Origin of the sequence: Novosphingobium olei (genome assembly GCF_037076535.1) — a bacterium.
Classification (GTDB): Bacteria; Pseudomonadota; Alphaproteobacteria; order Sphingomonadales; family Sphingomonadaceae; genus Novosphingobium; species Novosphingobium olei.
Map to the genome: position 1 here is coordinate 1,669,000 of NZ_AP029021.1, position 21,627 is coordinate 1,690,626.

19 protein-coding genes are annotated in these 21,627 nt (G+C 64.1%); 12 read left to right on the forward strand and 7 right to left on the reverse strand.

The genetic code is table 11. The features are described 5' to 3' along the window. Positions 1 to 18 precede the first annotated feature (18 nt). Complete coding sequence (locus AACH40_RS07895) at positions 19 to 1,290, forward strand: NupC/NupG family nucleoside CNT transporter (protein WP_338645384.1); 1,272 nt, start codon at positions 19 to 21, stop codon at positions 1,288 to 1,290. Positions 1,291 to 1,305: 15 nt separating this feature from the next. After that, positions 1,306 to 1,917: a CDP-alcohol phosphatidyltransferase family protein gene (locus AACH40_RS07900; protein ID WP_338645387.1), complete on the forward strand. Its 612-nt coding sequence runs from the start codon at positions 1,306 to 1,308 to the stop codon at positions 1,915 to 1,917. On the opposite strand, the gene AACH40_RS07905 is transcribed toward AACH40_RS07900, so the two are convergent. Next, a complete protein-coding gene (locus AACH40_RS07905; protein WP_338645389.1) occupies positions 1,905 to 2,660 on the reverse strand; it encodes a DUF1499 domain-containing protein in 756 nt (251 codons plus the stop codon). The two genes, AACH40_RS07900 and AACH40_RS07905, sit on opposite strands and share 13 nt — an antisense overlap. Before the next feature lie 234 nt (positions 2,661 to 2,894). Between AACH40_RS07905 and AACH40_RS07910 the strand changes: the two genes are divergently transcribed. The 8 genes from AACH40_RS07910 to AACH40_RS07945 all read left to right on the forward strand — a co-directional run bounded on the left by AACH40_RS07910 (position 2,895) and on the right by AACH40_RS07945 (position 12,098). After that, positions 2,895 to 4,034 (forward strand): FAD-dependent oxidoreductase, encoded by a 1,140-nt coding sequence (locus tag AACH40_RS07910; protein WP_338645392.1) that lies wholly within the window; start codon positions 2,895 to 2,897, stop codon positions 4,032 to 4,034. Beyond that, complete coding sequence (locus AACH40_RS07915) at positions 4,022 to 4,645, forward strand: sigma-70 family RNA polymerase sigma factor (protein WP_338645394.1); 624 nt, start codon at positions 4,022 to 4,024, stop codon at positions 4,643 to 4,645. The genes AACH40_RS07910 and AACH40_RS07915 overlap by 13 nt, the downstream gene beginning before the upstream one ends. Beyond that, the gene (locus AACH40_RS07920; RefSeq protein ID WP_338645396.1) at positions 4,642 to 4,851 is read left to right on the forward strand and encodes a zf-HC2 domain-containing protein; all 210 of its coding nucleotides are present in this window, start codon (positions 4,642 to 4,644) and stop codon (positions 4,849 to 4,851) included. Before AACH40_RS07915 ends, AACH40_RS07920 begins: the two co-directional genes overlap by 4 nt. Then, entirely contained in the window at positions 4,848 to 6,998 is a 2,151-nt protein-coding gene (locus AACH40_RS07925) for an FAD-dependent oxidoreductase (RefSeq protein ID WP_338645398.1), read from the forward strand. The genes AACH40_RS07920 and AACH40_RS07925 overlap by 4 nt, the downstream gene beginning before the upstream one ends. A gap of 118 nt (positions 6,999 to 7,116) precedes the next feature. After that, a complete protein-coding gene (locus AACH40_RS07930) occupies positions 7,117 to 8,832 on the forward strand; it encodes an MFS transporter (RefSeq protein WP_338645401.1) in 1,716 nt (571 codons plus the stop codon). After that, entirely contained in the window at positions 8,829 to 9,947 is a 1,119-nt protein-coding gene (locus AACH40_RS07935; RefSeq protein ID WP_338645403.1) for an HlyD family secretion protein, read from the forward strand. The genes AACH40_RS07930 and AACH40_RS07935 overlap by 4 nt, the downstream gene beginning before the upstream one ends. Before the next feature lie 65 nt (positions 9,948 to 10,012). Further along, positions 10,013 to 11,326, forward strand: a complete 1,314-nt coding sequence (locus AACH40_RS07940; protein WP_338645405.1) for an efflux transporter outer membrane subunit — start codon at positions 10,013 to 10,015, stop codon at positions 11,324 to 11,326. 82 nt (positions 11,327 to 11,408) lie between these two features. Further along, entirely contained in the window at positions 11,409 to 12,098 is a 690-nt protein-coding gene (locus tag AACH40_RS07945) for an aspartate/glutamate racemase family protein (protein ID WP_338645407.1), read from the forward strand. Here AACH40_RS07945 and egtB read toward each other — a convergent pair whose 3' ends face one another. Both egtB and egtD read right to left on the reverse strand, forming a co-directional pair. After that, on the reverse strand, positions 12,099 to 13,304 hold the full coding sequence (gene egtB, locus AACH40_RS07950; RefSeq protein WP_422394891.1) for an ergothioneine biosynthesis protein EgtB: 1,206 nt from the start codon (positions 13,302 to 13,304) through the stop codon (positions 12,099 to 12,101). After that, positions 13,301 to 14,254 carry an L-histidine N(alpha)-methyltransferase gene (gene egtD, locus AACH40_RS07955; RefSeq protein ID WP_338645409.1) on the reverse strand — a complete coding sequence of 318 codons (954 nt, stop codon included), beginning with the start codon at positions 14,252 to 14,254 and terminating at the stop codon, positions 13,301 to 13,303. The genes egtB and egtD overlap by 4 nt, the downstream gene beginning before the upstream one ends. Before the next feature lie 195 nt (positions 14,255 to 14,449). On the opposite strand from egtD, the gene AACH40_RS07960 reads away from it, so the two are divergent. Continuing rightward, complete coding sequence (locus tag AACH40_RS07960; RefSeq protein ID WP_338645412.1) at positions 14,450 to 15,724, forward strand: MFS transporter; 1,275 nt, start codon at positions 14,450 to 14,452, stop codon at positions 15,722 to 15,724. A gap of 48 nt (positions 15,725 to 15,772) precedes the next feature. Here AACH40_RS07960 and AACH40_RS07965 read toward each other — a convergent pair whose 3' ends face one another. Further along, on the reverse strand, positions 15,773 to 17,794 hold the full coding sequence (locus AACH40_RS07965; RefSeq protein ID WP_422394901.1) for a M13 family metallopeptidase: 2,022 nt from the start codon (positions 17,792 to 17,794) through the stop codon (positions 15,773 to 15,775). 267 nt (positions 17,795 to 18,061) lie between these two features. On the opposite strand from AACH40_RS07965, the gene AACH40_RS07970 reads away from it, so the two are divergent. Further along, positions 18,062 to 18,880, forward strand: a complete 819-nt coding sequence (locus AACH40_RS07970; protein WP_338645418.1) for a hypothetical protein — start codon at positions 18,062 to 18,064, stop codon at positions 18,878 to 18,880. A 13-nt stretch (positions 18,881 to 18,893) separates the two neighbouring features. On the opposite strand, the gene AACH40_RS07975 is transcribed toward AACH40_RS07970, so the two are convergent. From AACH40_RS07975 to AACH40_RS07985, 3 genes are all read right to left on the reverse strand, one after another. After that, positions 18,894 to 19,706 carry a ChbG/HpnK family deacetylase gene (locus AACH40_RS07975; protein ID WP_338645421.1) on the reverse strand — a complete coding sequence of 271 codons (813 nt, stop codon included), beginning with the start codon at positions 19,704 to 19,706 and terminating at the stop codon, positions 18,894 to 18,896. Then, positions 19,678 to 20,592, reverse strand: coding sequence for a glycosyltransferase family A protein (locus AACH40_RS07980; protein ID WP_338645424.1), 915 nt, complete (start codon positions 20,590 to 20,592; stop codon positions 19,678 to 19,680). The genes AACH40_RS07975 and AACH40_RS07980 overlap by 29 nt, the downstream gene beginning before the upstream one ends. A gap of 186 nt (positions 20,593 to 20,778) precedes the next feature. Further along, positions 20,779 to 21,468: a response regulator transcription factor gene (locus AACH40_RS07985; protein ID WP_338645427.1), complete on the reverse strand. Its 690-nt coding sequence runs from the start codon at positions 21,466 to 21,468 to the stop codon at positions 20,779 to 20,781. Positions 21,469 to 21,627 lie beyond the last annotated feature (159 nt).

Genomic DNA, 21,627 nt, shown 5'->3' on the forward strand with positions numbered 1-21,627 from the left:
GAAGGGGTGAAATAGGCGATGGCGATCCTGCAGCAGGGCCAGGGGCTGATCGGCATCGGGCTGATCCTGCTGATCGCCTGGGGTGTCTCCGAGAATCGACGAGCCATGCCGGGCTGGCGCTGGATCGCGGGCGCCCTGATCATGCAGCTGGCCATCGCGCTTGCGTTCATCCGCGTGCCGCTGGTGTGGCGCGCGGTAGAGGCGATCAACAGTGGCGTCAGCGCGATCGAGCAGGCGACCCTGGCGGGATCGAGCTACATGTTCGGCTATCTCGGTGGAGCGGAGCTGCCATTCGTGCTCAAGCCCGGCGTATCGCCGCCGATGATCATTGCCTTCCAGGTGCTGCCGCTGATCATCGTGTTCTCGGCGCTGACGGCGCTGTTCTGGCATTGGGGCGTGCTGCGCTGGCTGGTCAACGGCCTTTCGTGGGTGCTGCGGCGAACGCTTGGGGTTACCGGCGTCGTCGGATTGAATGCCGGCGCCAACATCTTTCTGGGCGTGGTGGAAGCTCCGCTGATCGTGCGTTCCTGGTGCGCCACGATGTCGCGCTCGGAACTGTTCGCCGTGATGGTGCTGTCGATGGCCAACATCTCGGGCGCGTTGCTCGTGCTTTATGCGACGACACTGGCGCCGATCCTGCCCAATGCCGTGGGGCACATGATCGTAGCGTCGTTCCTGTCGCTGCCGGCGGCGATCCTGATCGCGCGGATGATGGTGCCCGAAAGCGAGGGCGAGCGCGACAGCGCCGCGGCGGAACCGGAAGTCCATTACGAGGACACGATGGATGCCATCCTGCGCGGCACGACCGAAGGCGTGCAACTGGTGCTGGCCGTCATCGGCACGATCATCGTCATCTTCGCGCTGGTGAACCTTGCCGACCAGATCCTGGCCAACCTGCCGCTGGTCGATGGTGGGCCGATCACGCTGCGGCGCCTGTTCGGGTGGTTCTTCGCGCCCTTCATGTGGGCGATCGGTGTGCCGTGGCGCGAAGCGGTACCGGCCGGGGCGCTGATGGGCACGAAGACCATCCTCAACGAATATGTCGCCTATCTGCAGTTTTCGCAGGTGCCCGCTGGTACCTTCACCCCACGAACGGAGCTAATCGTCACCTATGCGCTTTGCAGCGTCGCCAATCTTGCCAGCGTGGGCTTGCTGGTGACGACGATCGGCACGCTCGCGCCCGGTCGGCGACGCGAGGCCGCGCAACTCGGGATGAAAAGCTGGCTCGCCGGCAATCTTGCCTCGGGCATGTGCGGGGCGGTGATCGGCCTTGTCACATTGGCGGGTTGAGGGGAGGCTAACGCGATGTTCGATGCCCGCCTGCGACCGCTGATCGACCCGCCGCTCAACCGGCTGGGAAAGTTGCTGGCCGGCATGGGACTTTCGGCGAATGGGGTGACATTTGCCGGGCTGGCGGTGGGCATTGGCGCTGGCTGGGCGCTGGCATCAGGGCATGTCGGCCTTGGTCTGGCGCTCATTCTGGCCAACCGGCTGCTCGATGGCGTCGACGGGGCCATCGCACGTGCGACGCAGCTGACGGACTGGGGCGGGTACTTCGACATCGTGGCCGACTTCGCGTTCTATGTCGCGGTGCCGGTGGGCTTTGCCCTGCTATCGCCTGGCAACCTGCTGCCCGCGGTGGTCCTGATCGCGAGCTTCACGCTGACCGGCACGAGCTTCCTTGCCTTCGCTACGATTGCTGCGAAGCGCGGGCTTGAGACGACGGCGCACGGCCGGAAGAGTTTCTTCTACAACACGGGCCTTGCCGAAGGCAGCGAGACGATCATCGCCTTCATCACGATGTGCCTGCTGCCGGTTCATTTCCCGCAGATTGCCTATGTTTACGCGGCGCTATGCGTGGCGACGGTGGTGCAGCGCACCCTCGTCGCCCGCGCAACGTTCGCTCAGGCGCCCTGAAGCTGCGCCAGGAAACTGCGGATACGCTTGGCGTTAACGCCCATGTCGGACACGCCGATCCGGCTGACCGAGCGCACGTCGACGATGCTTGCCGTCCCATTGTCGGCCGGCGTTGCGCGCACGGCGATATCATCGTGGAAGCGAATGAAGGAGACCGAAGCCGTCGCTTCGAGCTTGCCCGCGGCGGGATCGTTGAGCGCGATTTCCCAACCGTTCTCCTTGGCGATGCGCGCCGCGTCGGCGATCACCTGCGCCGGCGCCCTGGCAATGCGGACGGTCTTGAGATCCCCATAGGCGGCCGCATGAATCTTGCGCCAGTTGTCCACCGTGCCGACGCCAGCCAGGTTGTCGGCGCGAAGTGGCAGCTTGGTGAACGCCGGCGGATTGGCGAGGTCCGTGGTGATGTCATGGATCGCAGGAACCTTGCCGGAGAGCGCCGGGCGGGTCGCGATGAAGGCCACGAACGGCAAGGACAGGACGATCGCGAGAATTGCCTTGCCGCGTGCAGGCGAGCGATGGCGCAGACCGAGCAGCAGCCCGATAACGCCGAGCACGAACGCAATAAGCGCTACCAGTCCGCCAAGCGCAAGGCCGCCGAAGCCGACCAGCTTGGGGACCACGTCATACCGCCCCAGCGTGACGCCGATGATCGCTATGATCAGGCCAAGAATGGCGAGAGTGCGCGCCCAGGTGCTGAGGCGCCGCGTCCACTTGCCGTCGTTTTCGTCCTTCGCGTTAGACATAATTCCCCCTCCTGATTTACCGTCGCTACCGACCGTGCAGGCTTTGGTCGGTGCGCAGCGCGCATTCTTACACCAGCGGCGATATTCGCCAGCAAAAGATGCCGCGTCAAAAACGCTGTAAGGATCGCGCCGATGGTGCGACCAATGGGCTCAGGGGCACGGGGGGAAGGGGCGATTGTCGTGACACCGGGATGGTCTGGCCAGAAGTCGTCGAACGGGCGGCCGATCCGGCTGTTGCTCGCCGGCGGTGGGCACGCGCACCTCGGCGTGCTCAAGAGCTGGATTGCGCGGCCGCCACACGGCATCGAGACATCGCTGATCACGAGCGAGCGATACCTGATCTATTCCGGGATGGTGCCGGCCTGGATCACCGATCCGGCCGTCGACGAGGACTTTCGGATCGATCTGATTTCGCTGGCGGACCGCGCCGGGATCGACTGCATCATTGGCTCGGTGGTGGGGATGGATGCGAACCAGCGCGAGGTCGTTCTGGACAATGGCGAGCGCTTGTCGTTCGACCTGCTGTCAATCGCGACCGGTGGAGAGATCGACACGTCGACCCTGGCCGATCTCGGCCCGAGACTGCTGCCCGTGCGGCCGATGCCCGATCTTGTGCGACGATGGCCGTTGGTTCGCGACACGGCGATAAGGACGCCGGGATTTCGCGTTGCGGTTGTTGGCGGCGGAGCGGCAGGAGTCGAATTGGCGCATGCGATCAGTTCCACCCTTGCGGGCAGCTGCGCCGCGCCGGTGATGCTTGTTTCGGATGCGGAGGCGCTATTGCCAGGGCATTCAAGTCGTGCGCGTCGTCTGGCGCAAGAGCGATTGGCACATGCCGGTGTCGAGCTTGTGGAAGGGCATGCCTCCGCAACGCCCGATGGCCTGTTGCTGGATGGCGGCCGGCGCATCACGGCAGGGTGTGTCGTTGCCGCGACCGGAACACGAGTGCCACGCTGGCTTCGCAGTTCGGGCCTGCAACTTGACGGGCAGGGGTTCATTTCGGTTGGCCCGGACCTGCGCAGCCAGTCGCATCCCCATGTGTTTGCTGCGGGCGATATTGCTAGCTGGCGGGATCGTCGGGGCGGTCGAACGGTGGCGCGGTCCGGCGTCCATGCCGTGCATATGGGGCCCGTGCTCGCGGAAAACCTGCGCCGAACGGCGCGTGATGCCGGTGCGCGACTTCGCGTCTATCGCCCCCGCCGCCGGAGCCTGTATCTGCTTTCAACGGGTGATGGCCGTGCCATCCTGTCGTGGGGAAGCGTTGCGATGGCGGGGCGCTGGGTCCAGCGGTTGAAGAACCATATCGATCGGCGGTTCGTCAGGGAATGGGCAAGGCTCGGCTCCGGCGCGAAGGGCATGGCGTGGAGCAACTGATCGCAAGGCAGGCATCCGCTGGTGCGATGCAGATCGTGATCGACGATACTTTTGTGCGCGCGGTGCGTCCCGATCTTGTGCGCTTTGCCCGGCTCCAGCTTGGTAATGACGACGAAGCCGAGGATGCGGTGCAGGAAGCGATCGCGGGCGCCCTGCGCAATGCGCGGGCGTTCCGGGCGGAAGCCGCTCTCAAAACATGGCTGATCGCGATCCTGAAGAACAAGGTGGCCGACATCCTGCGCCAGCGGCGTCGCGGGCCGCTGGCGGCAAGCCAGCTTGAACAGGAACCTGCGGACGAGCCCTTGCCCGATCTGTTCAACCGCTTCGGGGTGTGGCGCAATGCCGCGCGACCTGCGTCGTGGGAAGATCCGGAAGCCGCCATTCACAGCCGCCAGTTCCTGAGAATGTTCGATGCATGCCTCAACTGCCTGCCCCCGCAGCAGGGCCGCGTTTTCCTGATGCGTGAAGTCGTGGAGCTTCCCGTCGACGACATCTGTGACGAACTCGGTCTGTCGACTGCCAATGTCTATGTCATCCTCCATCGCGCGCGCCTGGCCTTGCGCGACTGCATGGAGAAGCGCTGGTTTTCCAGGAAAGCGCCAACGCCATGAACTGCCACGATGCGACCTTCCTTCTTTCGCAGCAGCGCGAACGCAATCTGACTCGGCTAGAACGGCTGCGGGTCAAGATCCACGGTGTGGTCTGCCCGGCCTGCGCGCGCTTTGGCGAGCATGTCGACATGCTTGGAGAGGCGGCGCGCAACTACGCCACGATTGCCGAAGACGACGATCATCACAGCAACGGAACCGCAGCATGAAACGCATCGCCATCCTGCTCGCACTCGTCGTGGCGATTGCGGCATTCGTTCACTTCGATGTGGCCCAGATGCTGACGCTGGCGAATCTGAAGGCGCAGCAGGGTGCGATCGATGCGGCCTATCAGGCGTCGCCTGCCAAGGTCGCCGGGCTGTTCGTCCTGCTTTACGTCGTGCTTACGGCGATCTCGTTTCCCGGCGCCGCGATCCTTACGTTGGCTGCAGGCGCGATTTTTGGCCTGGGCGTCGGCCTCGTCCTGTCGTCAGTGGCTTCGACCGTCGGGGCGACGCTCTCGTTCCTGTCCTCACGGTACCTTTTCCGTGATGCGGTCCAGGCGCGCTTTGGCGACAAGCTCAAGGCGCTCAATGCCGGGATAGAGCGCGACGGAGCTTTCTACCTGTTCTCGCTGAGGCTGGTGCCGGTCTTCCCGTTCTTCGTGATCAACCTGGCCATGGGGCTGACACCCATTCGCGTGTGGACGTTCTTCTGGGTCAGCCAGGTCGGCATGCTGCTAGGCACGGCGGTCTATGTGAACGCGGGGACGAGGCTTGCCGAGATTCAGAGCCTGAAGGACGTTGCATCGCCTGCGCTGCTGCTGTCGTTCGCTGCCCTGGGATTGCTGCCGTGGGCGGGCAGGGCGATCATGAACGCGATCAAGCGGCGCAGGGTCTATGCAGGTTTCAGCCGGCCAAAGCGCTATGATCGCAACATGGTGGTGATCGGCGCTGGCGCAGCTGGTCTTGTCACTTCGATCATCGGTGCGACGGTGAAGGCGAAGGTAACGCTGGTCGAAGCCCACAAGATGGGCGGTGATTGCCTTAACTATGGCTGCGTCCCAAGCAAGGCGCTGATCAAGAGCGCGTCCGTCGCCGATACCATCCGTCATGCCGATGCCTACGGTATTGCGGGTGTGGAGCCCCGGGTGGATTTCCGCGGCGTGATGGCGCGGGTACGCGATGTGATCACCAAGATCGAGCCGCATGACAGCGCAGAGCGCTACACGGGGCTGGGTGTCGACGTTGTTCAGGGATACGCGCGGATCGTCGATCCCTGGAGAGTGGAGATCAAGTGCGCCGATGGTTCGGTTCAGTTTCTGACGACCCGTTCGATCGTGATTGCCGCCGGCGCCGAACCGGTCGTTCCCCGGCTGCCCGGGCTTGAAGGCTCGGGATATCTCACCAGCGATACGCTGTGGGACGCTTTCTCTAAGCTCGATCGCGTGCCCGAGAAAATCGTGGTGCTCGGCGGTGGCGCGATTGGCTGCGAGCTGGCGCAGGCGATGGCCCGGCTGGGCGGGAAGGTGGTGCAGGTCGAAATGGCCGAGCGTGTTCTTGCCAGCGAAGACGACGACGTTTCCGCCTTGGCAAAAGCCGCGCTTGAACAGAGCGGGGTCGAGGTGCTGACCAGCCACGCCGCCGTGCGGGTCGAAGGGGCAGGTGATGCGCGCAGCCTGATCGTCAAGGGCCCGAAGGGCGAGCGGACGATCGGGTTCGACGCGCTGATCGTTGCGGTTGGTCGCAAGGCGCGGTTGTCTGGCTATGGTCTGGAAGAGCTTGGCATTTCGACCGACCGCACTGTGGTGACCGACGAATATCTCGCGACCGAATTTCCGAACATCTTTGCAGCGGGCGACGTCGCAGGGCCCTTCCAGTTCACCCATACCGCATCGCATCAGGCCTGGTACGCGGCCGTGAACGCGCTGTTCGGTCAGTTCCGGAAGTTCAAGGCCGACTACCGCGTCATTCCGCGAACGACCTACATCGACCCGGAGATTGCCCGCGTCGGGCTGAACGAGCGCGAGGCGAAGGGGCAGGGGATCGCGCACGAGGTGACGATCTACCATCTCGACCACTTCGAGCGTGCGATCATCGAAGGCGCGACCACCGGCTTCGTCAAGGTGCTCAGCGTTCCCGGCAAGGACCGTATCCTTGGCGTCACCATCGTTGGCGAACACGCGGGTGAATTGCTGGGCGAGTACGTGCTGGCGATGAAGCACGGGCTCGGGTTGAAGAAGATCATGGGGACGATCCACGCCTATCCGACGATGATCGAGGCGAATAAGTTCGCAGCCGGCGAATGGCGCAAAGCGCATGTGCCGCACCGCGTGCTGGGCTTCGTCGAAAGATACCATGCTTGGCGCAGGGGATGATGAGCCGCGCGATGCAAACATTCTGGGAACCGAGAAGCGACATCTGAGTATTCCGCGCGACGACGCTCCCGGCCCCATATGACGGCAGGGCGCCGGGCACGCTGGGGATCGGAAATACATGGCGCAGGCTGCGGCCTATGAGTTCAAGCCGCATGAGCGGCCGACTCTTCCGGGATCGCCGGCCAATCCGGATCATCCCAAGGCGAGGCGTATCGCGTACTTCGGGATAGGCGTTCTGATAGGGCTGGCAGGCGGTCTTGGCAGTGCGCTGGTGGCAGTCAACCTGCCTTTCGCACAAGGAACGCTGGGCCTCGGACCTGACGAGGCGACCTGGCTGACGGCCGCGTACCTGATGACCAACACGTCGGCCAACCTGGTGCTCGTGAAATACCGCCAGCAATTCGGATTGCAGCCGTTCATACGCTGGATGCTGGGCGTCTATGTCGTTGCGACCATATTCCATCTATTCGTTCACGGGTTCTGGTCGGCAATAGCGGTACGTGCGGCCGGCGGGCTTGCGGGAAGCGCGCTATCGTCGCTGACCGTGCTTTATCTCATGCAGGCCATGCCGGCGACCAAGCGTCTGGCCGGCCTCATGATCGGCATATCCGTTCCCCAGATCGCGACACCGCTGGCGCGCGCGCTCTCTCCCAGCCTGCTTGTGTCGGGCGACTGGCACATGCTCTACTGGTTCGAACTCGGGCTGGGCCTGTCTTGCCTCGCCGCGATCGTCGCTTTGCCCTTGCCGCCAAGCGAGCGTGTCAAGGCCTTCGAGAAGGGAGACATCATCAGCGTGCTGTTGCTCGTGCCGGGAATGGCGATGCTGATCGCCGTACTCAGCCAGGGGCGGATCGAGTGGTGGACCTCGCGCCCTTGGATGGGATACGCGCTGGCCGGCGGCCTGGTGATGGTAACCACGGCCTTCGTCTTCGAGCATTTCCGCAAGAGCCCGCTGATCAACACCCGGTGGCTGGGTACCCGTGAGATGCTGCGGCTGATGTCGATCGCTGCGGCCGTGCGCATCCTGCTTTCCGAACAGGCGTTCGGATCGGTCGGCCTGCTAACGGCGGTCGGCATGACCAACGAACAGATGGTCGGACTGAACCTCATCATCATTGCAGCCTCGATTGCGGGGCTGGTCACGGCGCTTGTCACGCTCAATCCTGCCAACGTCACCCGCCCGATCACGATATCGCTGGTCTTGATCGCTATCGGCGCATTTCTCGATGCGGACGCTACGAACTTAACGAGGCCCGAGAACTTCTACCTCAGCCAGGCGCTGATCGGCTTTGCCAGCGTGCTGTTCCTGAGCCAGGCGATGGTGATCGGCCTTGCGCGCACGCTGCTTGCCGGCCCGCGCAACTTCGTCAGTTTCATCGTGCTGTTCAGCATGAGCCAGTCGCTTGGCGGGCTTGTCGGCGGTGCACTGCTAGGCACCTTCCAGACGGTGCGTGAGAAGATGCATTCGGCCGAGATCGTGCAAGGCATCGTGATGACCGATCCGCAGGTTGCGGCGCGCATCGCGGCCGGCGGGCGGCTTGTGGCAAGAACCATCGGCGATCCGGTTTTGCGCAGCGCCGAGGGCGCCGCGATACTTTCGCAACAGGCAACGCGCGAAGCCAATATCCTGGCCTTCAACGACGTGTTCCTGCTGCTTGGCATTCTGGCCGTATGTGCGGTGGCGTGGTCGATCCTGATCCGCTGGCGCATCGTCCGGTCGGGCGAGGAATCGCCGCTGGTCAAGCTGCAGCGCATGCAGCAGGCAGCGGCAGCAGCGGCGGCTACATCCCCTTCGCCAGCTGCGGACCCCACACCTTCAAGGACTTCCGAATGACACAACCGGCGATCGGTGCAGATGCGTCCACGCCCACCCCTCCTGCGGCCGCGGATCCGGCTCCGTCTGACAGCTGGCGACCGCAGCGGCCGACTGGGGCGCGGCTGGTTCTGGTGGTGGTGGCGCTGCTCGGATCGGTGGCGGCGATTCTCTATGCCTGGCATTTGCCGCCGTTTGCGAGCCTGTCCCAATCGACCGACAACGCTTATGTCCGCGGCAAGGTCACGGTGATCAGCCCGCAAGTCAGCGGCTATGTGACGCAAGTGCTCGTCAAGGATTTCGCCCGTGTCCGCAAGGGACAGGCGATCGCCGTCGTCGATGACCGCCAGTATCGCGCCAAGGTAGAGCAGGCGCAGGCAAACCTGGCCGCACAGGAAGCGGCACTGGCCAATTCGCAACAGAGCGAGAAATCGCGCAAGGCTGCCATTGGCGGCCAGGATGCCGCAATCGCCAGCGCGCAGGCGCAACTGGTGAAGGCGCGGGCGGACATGGATCGCGCAAGCGCGCTTGTTCGGGACGGCTCCATCTCCGAGCGCGAAAGGGACCAGACGCGCGCGGCGCTGCTGGCGGCCCAGGCGGCCGTTCAGCAGGCACAGGCGGCAAGGGGCGTTGGCGAACAGGACGTCCGCAGTGTCTTGGTCGGCCGCGGCGGGCTTGCGGCCAGCGTGGAAGCCGCGCGCGCGCAGCTTCACGCCGCGCAGGTCGATCTTGAAAACACCGTGATCCGCGCACCGGAAGATGGCCAGCTTTCGGAGATCGGCGTCCGGCTTGGCGCATTCGTGACCGCGGGCACGCAGTTGCTGTTCCTGGTTCCCGACGACATCTGGGTCATCGCCAATTTCAAGGAGGCGCAGACCGCCCGCATGGCCGTTGGCCAGCCGGCCCGGTTTACCGTTGATGCGCTTGCCGGACAGGAGCTGACCGGCCACGTCGAGAATATTTCGCCCGCTGCCGGTTCGGAATTTGCCGTGCTGAAGGCGGACAATGCAACGGGCAACTTCGTCAAGGTCGCCCAGCGCATTGCCGTGCGCATCCGGGTCGATCCGGGTCAGACGGCGGCACGCCGGCTGCGCCCCGGCATGTCTGTCGAAGCCCGCGTGGACACCTCGAAATGATCCGCGGGATCGCACGCATTTCGCTTGTTCTGCCCTTGCTTGCGACGGCGTGCGCAGGGCCGAACGTGGAGACCGCAAAGATACCGCCGGTGGTTCCGCCGCAGGACTGGCGGCTTGACCTTGGTCCCGGCGTTCCGGTCGATGCCGAATGGTGGCGAGGATTCGGGGACCCCCAGCTATCGTCACTCGTCGAGCAAGCTCTCGCCCGGAACGCGGATGTCGCGATCGCGGCGGCGCGGGTACGCGAAGCGCGTGCGCAGCAGGACCTTGCCGGGTCCGCCCTCCTGCCGACGCTCGACGCCGGCGTTGGCGCATCGGATTCGCGCAGCGTCAACCCGTTTGGCCAGCCGGTCGAACAGCGCGCGGCCCAGCCACAACTCCAGGCGGCATGGGAGATCGACCTGTTCGGCCGGCTTTCGGATCAGGTCAGTGCCGCGCGGTCGGCCTGGCTGGCAAGCGCGGCGGCGCGAGATGCGGCCCGGCTGTCGGTCGCATCGGCAACGGCTAGTGCGTACGTGGCGCTGCTGGCGCTGGACGACAGGCTAGCACTCGCGCGCCGCACTTCGGATATCCGCAAGGGCGCGCGCGATCTGATCGCGCGACGGGTCGAGACCGGCTATTCGCCCAAGCTGGAGCTTCAGCAGGCCGAAGTGGACTATCAGTCCGCGCTGCTGCTGATCCCCGCGATCGAGCAGGCGAGGGCTCGCCAGGAAAACGCGCTGAGCGTGCTGGTCGGCAGGGTGCCGGGACCGGTGGAGCGGGGGCGCGGGCTTGATGCCCTTTCCCGTCCGCCGTTGCCGGGGTCGCTACCGTCCGAACTCCTGCGACGCCGCCCGGATGTGGCTCAGGCCGAATATCAGCTCGCGGCCAGCGACAGCAATCTCGCCGCTGCGCGCAAGCGCTTTCTCCCCCAAGTTAAGCTTTCGGCGTCGACCGGTGCAGCGTTCTCCTCGCTGCTGTCAGGGCCAATCGCGCTTTGGTCGGTGGGCGGAAGCATTCTTGCTCCGCTGTTCGAGGGTGGGCGACTGCGGGCGGGCGTTGGGACAGCCGCAGCCCAGCGCGACGCGGCTGCCTTCGCTTACCGCAAGGCGGCCCTTACCGCCTTCCGCGAGGTGAACGATGCGCTTGCCGCCGTCGACGGACAGGATCGTCAGGTCCAGATCCAGACACGACAGCGCGATGCTCTTGCCGAAGCCAATCGATTGGCCACCAACCGCTATCGCGAAGGGTATTCGCCCTTGCTGGAACAGCTCGACACGCAGCGCGGGTTGCTGTCGGCAGAGCTTGCGCTGATCCAGACGAAGGCCGACGCCTATTCGGCGCGAATCAGCCTGTATCAGGCGCTCGGTGGAGGGTGGTCGCCATCGGAGGGGCCGTGATGGCGGCGACTGCCTGCAGACCGGCACTGGAACGGGGGTGCGAGCGGTCTCTCCTGGCGAGGAGCGCCCAGAGGGCAACGCCATGAAGTTGATCGGCGTGCTCGGCGGAACCAGCTGGCCTTCGACCATCCTGCCATATCGGTTGCTCAACGAAGAGGTCGAGCGCCGCCTGGGTGAGAGGCATTCGGCGCGGATCGTGCTTTACAGCATCGACTATCACGACATCCGAAGTGCCTATTCGGCCGACTGGAGCGTAATTCCTCCGCTGTTGCGGCGCGAGATCGATACGTTGCTGCGCTTTGCTCCGGACTGCTGGATGATCGCCAACAACACCCTGCACAAGATCTATGACCAGCTGGCCCCCGGCTTGCCAGCAGCTCCGCCGATGTTTCACGCCATAAAGCTCGTGCGCGCGCATTTGCTGGAAAGTCGTACGCACAAAGCGCTGCTTCTGGGCACGCGCTTCACCATGGAGGACGGCTACTATGCCGACCCGCTGGTCGCGGCCGGCATCGAGGTGGTCATCCCGCAAGAGGAAGACCGCATCCGCATCGGCGCAATCCAGACCCGTCTTGCCAATGGCGAGATGGATGCAGCATTCACCAGCTATTTCGCGCAGTTGATAGAAGCCCACGCTGCACAAGGTTGCGAGGCAGTGATCCTGGGGTGCACCGAACTGCCGCTGGCGATCACCACAGCGTCTTCGGTGTTGCCGCTGGTCGATCCACTGGTGCTGCAATGCCGCGCCTGCGTCGACTTCGCCCTGCGCTGATCACCGGGCCAGACGGATGCCGCTGAAAGCCCAGCGGGCAGAGGCAGGGAAGAAGTTCCGGTAGGTTGCCCGCGCATGGCCGTCTGGTGTCGCCAGCGATCCCCCGCGCAGCACCATCTGGTTGCTCATGAACTTGGCGTTGTATTCGCCTACCGCGCCTTCAGGCGGCATAAACCCCGGATAGCCGAGATAGGCTGAGGCGGTCCACTGCCAGGCATGGTTGTAGAGGCCATGCAGCCCGCCGTGAACGCTCGCGACTTCCCATTCGGCTTCCGTCGGCAAGCGCGCGCCTGCCCAGCGGGCGTAGGCGTCTGCCTCGAATTGGCTGACGTGGAGCACGGCCTGATCCGGATCTACTGGCCGGCGGCCGCACAGCGTGAACCGGCTCCAGCCATCGGCCTCTTCTTGCCAGTAGAGCGGCGCGGTCCATCCTTCGCGCTGGACCAGGTCCCAACCTTCTGACAGCCACAGCTCGGGCCGGTGATAGCCGCCATCGGCGATAAACGCCGTGTATTCACCCGCCTTTACCAGCCGCGTCGCCATCTCGAACGGTTCCAGCCAGACACGATGGCGCGGTGTCTCGTTGTCGAAGTGAAAGCCTGCGCCGCCATGCCCGATCTCGTAAAGGCCGCCCGGCTGCTCCCGCCAGCCGAACGCCTCACCCAGCGGCTGCAGTTCGAAGGTATCGGCATAAGCGGGTTGCAGCGGATTGCTGGACAGCACGTGCTTGATGTCCATCAGGATCAATTCCTGATGCTGCTGTTCGTGCTGGCAGCCAAGTTCCACCAGCGGCCCCCAAGCCGACGGTGCCAGCTGTTCCATCAGGTGTTCCATCGCGCGATCGACGTGCGCGCGATAGTCCATGACTTCGTTCAGGCGGGGGCGAGTAAGAAGGCCACGATGGGCGCGCGGGTGCCGCTGGCCCACGCCGACGTAGTACGAGTTGAACAAAACCGCATAGGCCGGATCGAAAGGCCGGTAATCTGGCAGCAGCGGCTGCAGCAGGAATGTCTCGAAAAACCACGTCGTGTGGGCGAGGTGCCACTTAGCCGGGCTGACGTCGGGCATCGACTGGACCTGGCAGTCCTCTGGTGACAGCGGCGCGACCAATGCCTCGGTGTAGGCGCGAACTTCGCGGAAGCGTCGCAACACCTGCGTCGCGCTTTCATAGAGCGTGGCCGCACCTGCAGGGACGGGCCCGCTCACGGCTGCATGTCGTCCTTGGCCGCGGCCCAGACGTGCAGCCCGAACATCTCGCGCTCGTCCGTCCAGAAGGCCAGAGGCTCCCACCCGGCGGTTCGCGCCAGCAGACGCGCTTCTGGCAGGGTGTACTTGTAGCTATTCTCGGTGTGGATCGTCTCGCCCCCGCGCATGGCGAAATGTTCGCCCGCTGCCTCGAACGTCACATCCTCGCGCGCGACCAAATGCATCTCGATCCGGCCCAGCCCGTCGTGCCAGATGGCGCGATGTTCGAACGCCTCGACAGGGATCGTGCCTTCCAATTCGCGGTTGATCCGCCGCAGCAGGTTGAGGTTGAACTCGGCCGTCACGCCAGCGGCATCGTCGTATGCGGCTTCGAGCAGATGCGGGTTCTTCCGCGTGTCGATGGCGATCACCAGCAAGGCATCCTCGCCTAGCGTCGCGCGGAACGAGCGCAGCAGTTCGACGGCTGCGCGATGTTCGAAATTGCCAATGGTTGAGCCGGAGAAAAATCCGATCCGCTCCCCCTTCAGTGGAGGAAGATCAAGCGCGTGGGTGAAATCGCCGGGCACAGCAACAACCTCCAGCCCCGGACGCGAGGCAGATAGTGCGGCGGTCGATTCTTCCAGGAAGTCGGCCGAAATATCGATCCCCACGTACGTTTGCGCCGCGACCGCATCCAGCAGCAGCGGGGTCTTGGTGGCAGAGCCCGCGCCGAATTCGATCACCGTCGGATGGCGGCCCGCGAACCGCGCCAGATCGGCTGCATGGTCGCGCAGCAGGCCGAGCTCGGTGCGCGTGGGGTAGTATTCGGGAAGCCGGGTGATTTCCTCGAACAGCTCGGAGCCGCGCATGTCGTAGAAATAGCGCGCAGGGATCGTCTTGCGGTGCTGGGCAAGCCCGCGCACCACATCGCGTGCGAAGGGACTGTCGAGGCGGGTAAGCGTTTCGGTCATAGTCGGCCTTCCTGCTGGAGCGGACATTTCCTGCCCGAGCGGACGGCGCAAAGTCGGCGAAGTGCTGTTCGGACCGGCCCGGTGGCCTTTTCAATACAGCCCGCGCGGCATCCTCAATTCCCCCACACCGTATTATCGCGTGAACCAGCAAAGCCTGTGTTAGTTCCTCAAGCGATGAACAGACGAGGACGAGGCGTGAACGCCCAATCATCCGTATTGTCGCGCGCCTCGCAGGGCATCGCGGCGCTTTCAACCATCGTCGAATGGTACGATTTCACGCTTTACCTCTATCTTGCTGCGGTGCTGTCGCGCGTATTCTTCGGTGCCGGGCAGTCGGGGGTGCTGGTCACGCTGGGAGGCTTTGCAGTCGCCTACCTGATGCGGCCGATCGGGGCGATCGTGTTCGGCCACGTCGGCGATCGGTTCGGCCGTCGGCGCTCAATGCTGGCATCGATGCTGCTCATGACCGTCGCCATGCTGGTAACCGCGCTTCTTCCGACACGCGATCAGGCCGGCGACATTGCCGGTGGCCTGCTCTTGCTCATCCGGTGTCTGATGGGCTTCTCGGTCGGTGGCGAATACACCGGCGTCGTCGCCTACCTGATGGAGGGGGCGCGACCGCATCGGCGCGGTCTTGTCACTTCGATTGCTTCCGCCGCAAGCGAAGTCGGCGCGCTTCTCGCCGCCGGTATCTCGGCGCTCACCGTCAGCCTGCTTAGCGACGCCGATCTCGTCGCGTGGGGTTGGCGTATACCCTTTCTGTTCGGCGCAGTCCTAGCAGGCGCGTTACTGGCAGCCCGGTTCGCGATGGAGGAATCGCCCGAATTCGAACGCCAGAGCCGTGCCGGTACGGTGCCTGTCCGGCCATTGCGGCACGCTCTTGTCCATCACCGCGCCGGAATCGTGCGCGGGTTTGCGATTTCCGCCCTTGGATCGATCACCTATTACGTCGGCATCACTTACGTACCAGTGTTCCTGACCTCTACCGGAGCGTTGCAGGAAGCGCAGACGCTGCAGTTGGCGACGATCGCCGCCGCTGCGGTGATCGTGGTAACGCCACCCATTGGCGCGCTGTCCGATCGGATCGGACGAAAGCCGGTGCTGATCGCGTGCGCGCTGGCTGCCGCGGTTCTGCCGGCGTTGCTCTTCGGACTGATGACCCATGCCTCGCTTGCGCTGGCCACCACCGCAGCCGTGGTGCTCGCTGCGCTGGCTGGCGCAGTCAGCGCGGTAGGCGCGGTGGCAACGGCCGAACAGTTTCCCGGTGAGGGGCGCCTGAGCGGCCTTGCTTTCGGCGCCACCACCGCCACGGCGATCTTCGGGGGCCTTGCCCCGTGGGTTGCCCAGACGCTGCTCGGTCGCACGGGATGGGCACCGCTGCCGGGGGCCATGATCGCGGTCGTCGCGCTGTGCATTCTGCCGGTGCTTCTGACCATGCCTGAAACAGCCCGTCCGGATAAGCAGGACTGATCGCAATCAGTCGGGTGCACTAGGGTTGGATCTCCTCCAACACGAAGCCTACCAGATGCTGACCCGCTGCTCCGGGGGAAGGTACATTGCGTCGCCCGGCTTGATGCCGAAAGCCTGGTACCACGGCGCGAAGTTCCGGACGATGCCATTGACACGGTACTTGTCCGGCGAATGCGGATCGCTGAGCAACTGCTGGCGCACCGCTTCGTCCCGTCGCTTGCCCTGCCACGCGTGGGCGTAGGCCAGGAAGAAGCGTTGATCGCCGGTCATGCCGTTCAGCACCGGCGGTTCACCATGGCGGGCGACGTAACGGCGGTAAGCGGCATAGGCGGTTTCCAAGCCGCCGAGATCCGCAAGGTTCTCGCCCAGTGTCAGACGGCCTTTGATCTTGACTCCCGGGATCGGCTCGTACTGGTCGAACTGCTCGGCAAGGCGGTCAGCCTTGACCGTGTACTGGGCCGCCGTTTCCTTGGACCACCAGTCGCGCAGTCGTCCCTTTGCGTCGAACTGGCGCCCCTCATCGTCGAAACCGTGGCCCATTTCGTGGCCGATCGTGGTTGCACCCGTTTCGGCATAATTGACGGCGGGGTCGGCATTGGGATCGAAGAACGGCGGTTGCAGGATCGCCGCCGGCAACGTGATCTGGTTCATCGTGGGATCGTAGTAGGCGTTCACCGTCTGGGGCGTCATGTACCACAGACCCCGGTCCACCGGCTTGGGGAAGCGCTTCAACTGAAGTCGCCACTGGAAGTCGGCGACGGCCATCTGGTTCGCCAGCGGATCGGTGCGGCTGACTGCGAGCGTGGTGTAATCGATCCATTTCGCAGGGTGTCCCACGCGCGGATCGAACATGCCGAGTTTTTCCAGCGCTGCCTTGCGCGTGGCTTCGTCCATCCACGTCGCGGCTTGGATCTTTTCCTTGTAGGCCGCCTCCATGTCACTGACGAGTTCGTCGGCCTTGGCCTGCGTTATGGGCGACCAATAGCGCTGGACGTAGATTGCCCCGACCGCTTCTCCAAGCGCGTCGTCGATCAGGGCCATCCCGCGCTTCCAGCGGGCGCGTTGCTCGGCGACGCCGCGCAGCGTCTTGCTGTAGAAATCGAAGTTCGCCTGGTCGAACGCCTTGGGCAGGAACGGCGCGACTTCCGAAATGAAGCGGGCCGTCATCCACTCCTTCCACGTCGAAAGCGGCACGTCACCCAACCGCTTGGCCGTGGCCGCCACCGCGCTCGGTTCAGAGACATTGACCTTGGCGGCGCTGGAAAGTCCCATCGACGCAAGCGTCGCATTCCAGTCAAGTTCCGGCGCGAACTTGGCAAGTTGGGCGCGCGACATCGGGTTGTGCGTCTTTACCGGGTCGCGGCGCTGCTCCGGCGTCCACTGGTCCTGGCTAATCCGCGTTTCCAGCGCGATGATCCGATCAGCCTTGGCGGCAGCGTCCGGAATGCCAGCCAGTTGCTGGATTTTGATCAGATAGGCGCGATAGGCCTGGCGTATGGCGTCGTACTTCTCACCCTTCAGGAGGTAATAATCACGGGTTGGCAAGCCGAGGCGAGCTTGACCGGAATCCGCCATGTACCGGGTCGGATCATCCACATCGGCCGAGATGCCGATGTTTACGGGGGACGGATAGCCCGGCCGCATCATCAGGCGGACGAGTTCAGGCCTCGTGCGGATCGCATCGATCCTGGCGAGCCATGGCTTGAGAGGTTGCAAGCCGTGCGCCTCGACGGCGGCTTCGTCCATCCATGCTGCGTAGAAATCGCCAACCTTCTTTGCGGTGGCTGTTGCAGGCTTCGCCGCGGCTTCCTCGACGATCCGCCGAACCTGCCCCTCAATCTCGTCAGGCAGGTCATAGTTGTAGCCGGTACCAACCTTGTCGGCGGCGATTGGCTGATTCTTCAACCAGGTCCCCAGAGCATAGACGTAGAAATCGTCACCGGGCTTCACACTGGTATCGAGATGCTGCAGTTCCAGGCCCCACGGTTGGTAGCGTGGCGTGGCAGATTGTGCGGCAACCAGCGCGGGGATCGATACGAGGACAAGAGCAGGCAAAAGTTTCAGGCGCATCGATGACTCCGGCTTTGGATCGCGAGATGCTAGGCGTGAACAAATGCCCTGCCAAGGCACCCGCGTCTTGACTCGTCCGACGCGTTCGCGCTGGGGATAAGGCCACAGGCGCAATAGGGCATCTGGAGTAGCTGGTTGGCATCGGTCGACAATTCCGGGGGGCGTAGACGGATCGTCAGCGCTGGTGAATGGGTAAAGGAGACCTTCGCTCGGGTCCTGGTGCGGATCGCCGGCCCCGTCATATCGATCGGCGTGCTGGTTGCGGCCTTGATCGCTGTCAGCGAGATCGACTTCGTGCAAGCCAGCGCGCTTGTGCCCCATGGCACGATGTTCTGGTGCGTTTTCGGGATTGGGTATCTGGCGCTGCCGGTTGGCGACTGGCTCATTTTTCGACGGCTGTTCGGTGTTGGTATCTCAGGCTTCGAGCCCTTGCTGCGCAAGCTCGTCGCCAACGAGGTTCTTCTCGGGTATTCGGGCGAGGTCTATTTCTACAGCTGGATCCGGCGTAACCTGCCGCTAGCCGTGGCACCGTCGAGGGCGATCAAGGATGTCGGCATCCTGTCCGCACTCGTCGGAAATGCTGCCACGCTGCTGGCGCTGGTTGCCGCCCTGCCGGTTGCGGATCGTGTCGGCATAGATCGCATCGATCCAATTGCCATCGGCGGATCGGCAGCGGTCCTTCTGCTGGTGACTTGCGCGTCGCTTTGGTTCAGCCGCCGCATATTCAGCCTCCCGGCATCCGACCTGCGCTTCGTCACGCAGGTTCACGTTTGCCGCTTCGTCTTCGCCACCGTTGCCACGATCTTGCTCTGGCATTTTTGCCTGCCAGCTGTTTCGTGGGGAGTGTGGACCGTGCTGATGGGGTTGCGCCTTCTGCTGGCACGTCTGCCATTCGTCGCGAATGCAGACGTGGTCTTCGCCGGATGCGCCGCCGCGCTGCTGGGTCACGACGTGCCGGTGGTGGGTGTCATCGCCATGCTCGCCACGATCACGGTTTGCGCGCACCTGCTGGTCGGGCTTGCTTTGGGGGTTTCGGCAATGTGGGCTCAGGTCTGCAGAAGCGCGCCGGAGCCACCGACAGTCTGACGCCGTCAACACGTCAGGGCGTGTGATCAATACCCCAAGACTGCAGCCTTGCCTGCAGCGGCTGTCTCCGCAAAACAGCCGCTTCCGCGATGCGCGCGTCTGCGATCGCGTCGCCGGCAGGATGTCCAGCACCGGGATGACACATCACCAGATGAAGCGGACCGGCTGCGGCAAAGAACCGGGGCAGAAGCCATTCGTAGTTACCGCGGAAGTCGTAATGTCCGCCAAATCCAACATTCGTGGAGAGGCCGGCCCTCGCGATCTGGCGACGCAGGCCAAGCGCGTGAAACGCGGAGCCAAGCGCCTTGCCGGCAAAGGGGCGTTGCGCCATCGAACGCAGGGCATCGGCGGGATTGCGGATCCATGCGTGCGGCGCGTGTCGCCGTGTTGCCGCAATTACCAGTGCGCGCACGCCAGGATGGACATGAACGTGCTGGTGCGCATCGACGAAGTCGGGAGGACGCCCGATCCTCTCGATGAACGCAACGATCTGAGCGTCGATTTCATTGGCGAGTTCGATGGCGTCGAGCTTGCCAAGATAGGCGAGCGCCATCATCCGGTCGGGCGAAGGCAGCCTTCCCCGACTATCCTGCAGCGACAGGCGGGTGAGGGGGAGTTCGTCCGACAGGACGAGGTGCAGGCCGATCTGCACGCCGGATTCCGGGACTGCAAGCGGGGCAATCAGGGCCGCGTCTTCCGTCCATCCGGGCAGGCTTGCCATGCAACTCACAGCATTGATGCAGCGCCGTTCGGCGAGATCGGCGATGGTTTCGCTGATCCCGCGCGAGAGGGCGAAGTCATCCGCGCAAAGGGTGTAGCTGGGCAATTTCGCTCGACCCTCTGGTCTGGTTCATTCCATCGCGGCGAAGGCGCTCGCTGGTCAGCTTGCGATCTCGAAGGCGCACGGCCAGGTATTCGTGGAAAAAGGCAAGGCGACTGTGCTGCGTGGTCAGGTGATAGCGCAGGCGTTCGGGAAGATTCCAGCCCGTGCTGCTGATCGTACGCGGGCGCGAGATCGGTGCGCATTCGAAGCCTGCATCGTAGGCTATCCGTCCCTGGTGCTCGATCCTGGCCATGACCTCGTGATCTTCCAGGACCCAGTTCCAGACCGCCGGGTCGAATCCTCCTGCCCGCTCAAGCATAGAGCTGCGAAAGACCTGTCCGGCGCCTCCGTTGAGACATTGCTGCGGCAGAAGCCGCGCCATGAGTGCCATGCGCAGTCCGGCTACGCGCCTGGTCAGCGCGGAGGCGCCGGGCTCAGACGTTGCCGCAACCGCGGCGGCCACCCCGGGCTGGTCGAGCAGCGCCTCAGCCCGCGAGAGATAATCGCGTGGGTAGACGGTGTCGGCATCGCAGGTGGCGACGAAGTCTGTGCAGACGAAGGTCATGCCGCGGGCGAGAGCGGCGACCTTGCCCGGTTGCATCTCGTTCGCGAACGTGACGTCGAGCCCCAGCCTGCGCGCGAGATCGAGTGCCTCAGTTCCGCCGCCGTCGGTTGATGCATTGTCCACCAGGATGAGGCGAAAGGGGCGATCCTGCTGCGCCAGACTGTGCAGGCTGATCGGAAGATAGCCGCGTTCGTTGTGAAAAGGCAGGACCACCGTCCAGCGACAGCGTTCCGCACTTGGCGGGCCTTCGGTTTCCGCCAGGCATGCCCAGCTGCGCGCCGGGTCGATCCCGGCGCTGATGGACTTCTGCGCGATCGCGTTCACTCCTTGCTACTCCCCCTGCTCGGATCAGCATTGGCTTGCCCGGCAGGAATCCCTGCCGGCGTCGGATCGGCCAACTCCCCTTGGCCGGGTGCCGTCTCGGACACCGTCATCACTCCTCGCAAAGATCGGCTGGCACCCCCGTAGCCGGCAGATTAAATCGCGTTCATTCGCTGGCGCCGTCACGGCTCACGCAAGAACGCTCTCGGCAGACGCAATCTTGTATCCCAGTCCGCGCACGTTCTCGATGGTCAGGCCGCAACCCTTGTTTGCCAATTTCTTGCGCAGACGGTGAACGCATACTTCGAGCGCATTGGTGCTGATGAGATCATTCAGCCCGCAAAGATGGTCCTGGATCGTGCCAATCGGAACCACCCGTTCCTTACGGCGCAACAGCAATTCCAGCAGCTTGCGCTCGCGGGGCGATAGCGCGAGGACGCCGCCGTCCACGGTCGCGATGCCGCTATCCAGGTCGTAGGAGACATTGCCTGCGCTGATGCACGGACCGAGGCGATCGTCGACGCGGCGCATGACCGCTTCGATCCGGGCCACAAGCTCGTCGAACAGGAAGGGCTTGCTGAGATAGTCATCGGCTCCAGCCTTCAGTCCTTCGACGCGGGCGTAGGGATCTACGCGATCGCTCAGCACCACCATCGGCGTCTTGTTGCCGGCCTTGCGCAGCTTGCGAAGAAGGGCGATGCCGTCTTCCTCGCGCGGTTCGTCAAGATCGAGAACCACGGCGTCGAAAGCATAGCTCGACAACAGTTCTTCCGCCTCGGCGACGGTCCGCGCCGACTCCGGCGTCAGGTCGGCACGAGCCAGTGCGCTGGCCATGGCGCCGGCCAGCATCCTCGTCTCTTCAACAACCAACATGCGCATGCGTGAAAGCCATCCCTGGTAAGCTGGTGCGGGGAAGAAGCACGCAAGTCCTATCGGATCGGCGAAATGCCAAAGGCTTTGCCGGAACATTAAATTTTGGCTGGGGTCGAAGAAGGGCGGCTTCCGGGCGTCGACACGTAAGCGGACTGTAAGCGGCGA

Coding starts and splice junctions, on each gene's coding strand:
- AACH40_RS07895 (WP_338645384.1), top strand. CDS start 19: ATGGCGATCCTGCAGCAGGGCCAGGGGCTGATCGGCATCGGGCTGATC.
- AACH40_RS07900 (WP_338645387.1), top strand. CDS start 1,306: ATGTTCGATGCCCGCCTGCGACCGCTGATCGACCCGCCGCTCAACCGG.
- AACH40_RS07905 (WP_338645389.1), bottom strand. CDS start 2,660: ATGTCTAACGCGAAGGACGAAAACGACGGCAAGTGGACGCGGCGCCTC.
- AACH40_RS07920 (WP_338645396.1), top strand. CDS start 4,642: ATGAACTGCCACGATGCGACCTTCCTTCTTTCGCAGCAGCGCGAACGC.
- AACH40_RS07925 (WP_338645398.1), top strand. CDS start 4,848: ATGAAACGCATCGCCATCCTGCTCGCACTCGTCGTGGCGATTGCGGCA.
- AACH40_RS07930 (WP_338645401.1), top strand. CDS start 7,117: ATGGCGCAGGCTGCGGCCTATGAGTTCAAGCCGCATGAGCGGCCGACT.
- AACH40_RS07935 (WP_338645403.1), top strand. CDS start 8,829: ATGACACAACCGGCGATCGGTGCAGATGCGTCCACGCCCACCCCTCCT.
- AACH40_RS07945 (WP_338645407.1), top strand. CDS start 11,409: ATGAAGTTGATCGGCGTGCTCGGCGGAACCAGCTGGCCTTCGACCATC.
- egtD (WP_338645409.1), bottom strand. CDS start 14,254: ATGACCGAAACGCTTACCCGCCTCGACAGTCCCTTCGCACGCGATGTG.
- AACH40_RS07965 (WP_422394901.1), bottom strand. CDS start 17,794: ATGCGCCTGAAACTTTTGCCTGCTCTTGTCCTCGTATCGATCCCCGCG.
- AACH40_RS07985 (WP_338645427.1), bottom strand. CDS start 21,468: ATGCGCATGTTGGTTGTTGAAGAGACGAGGATGCTGGCCGGCGCCATG.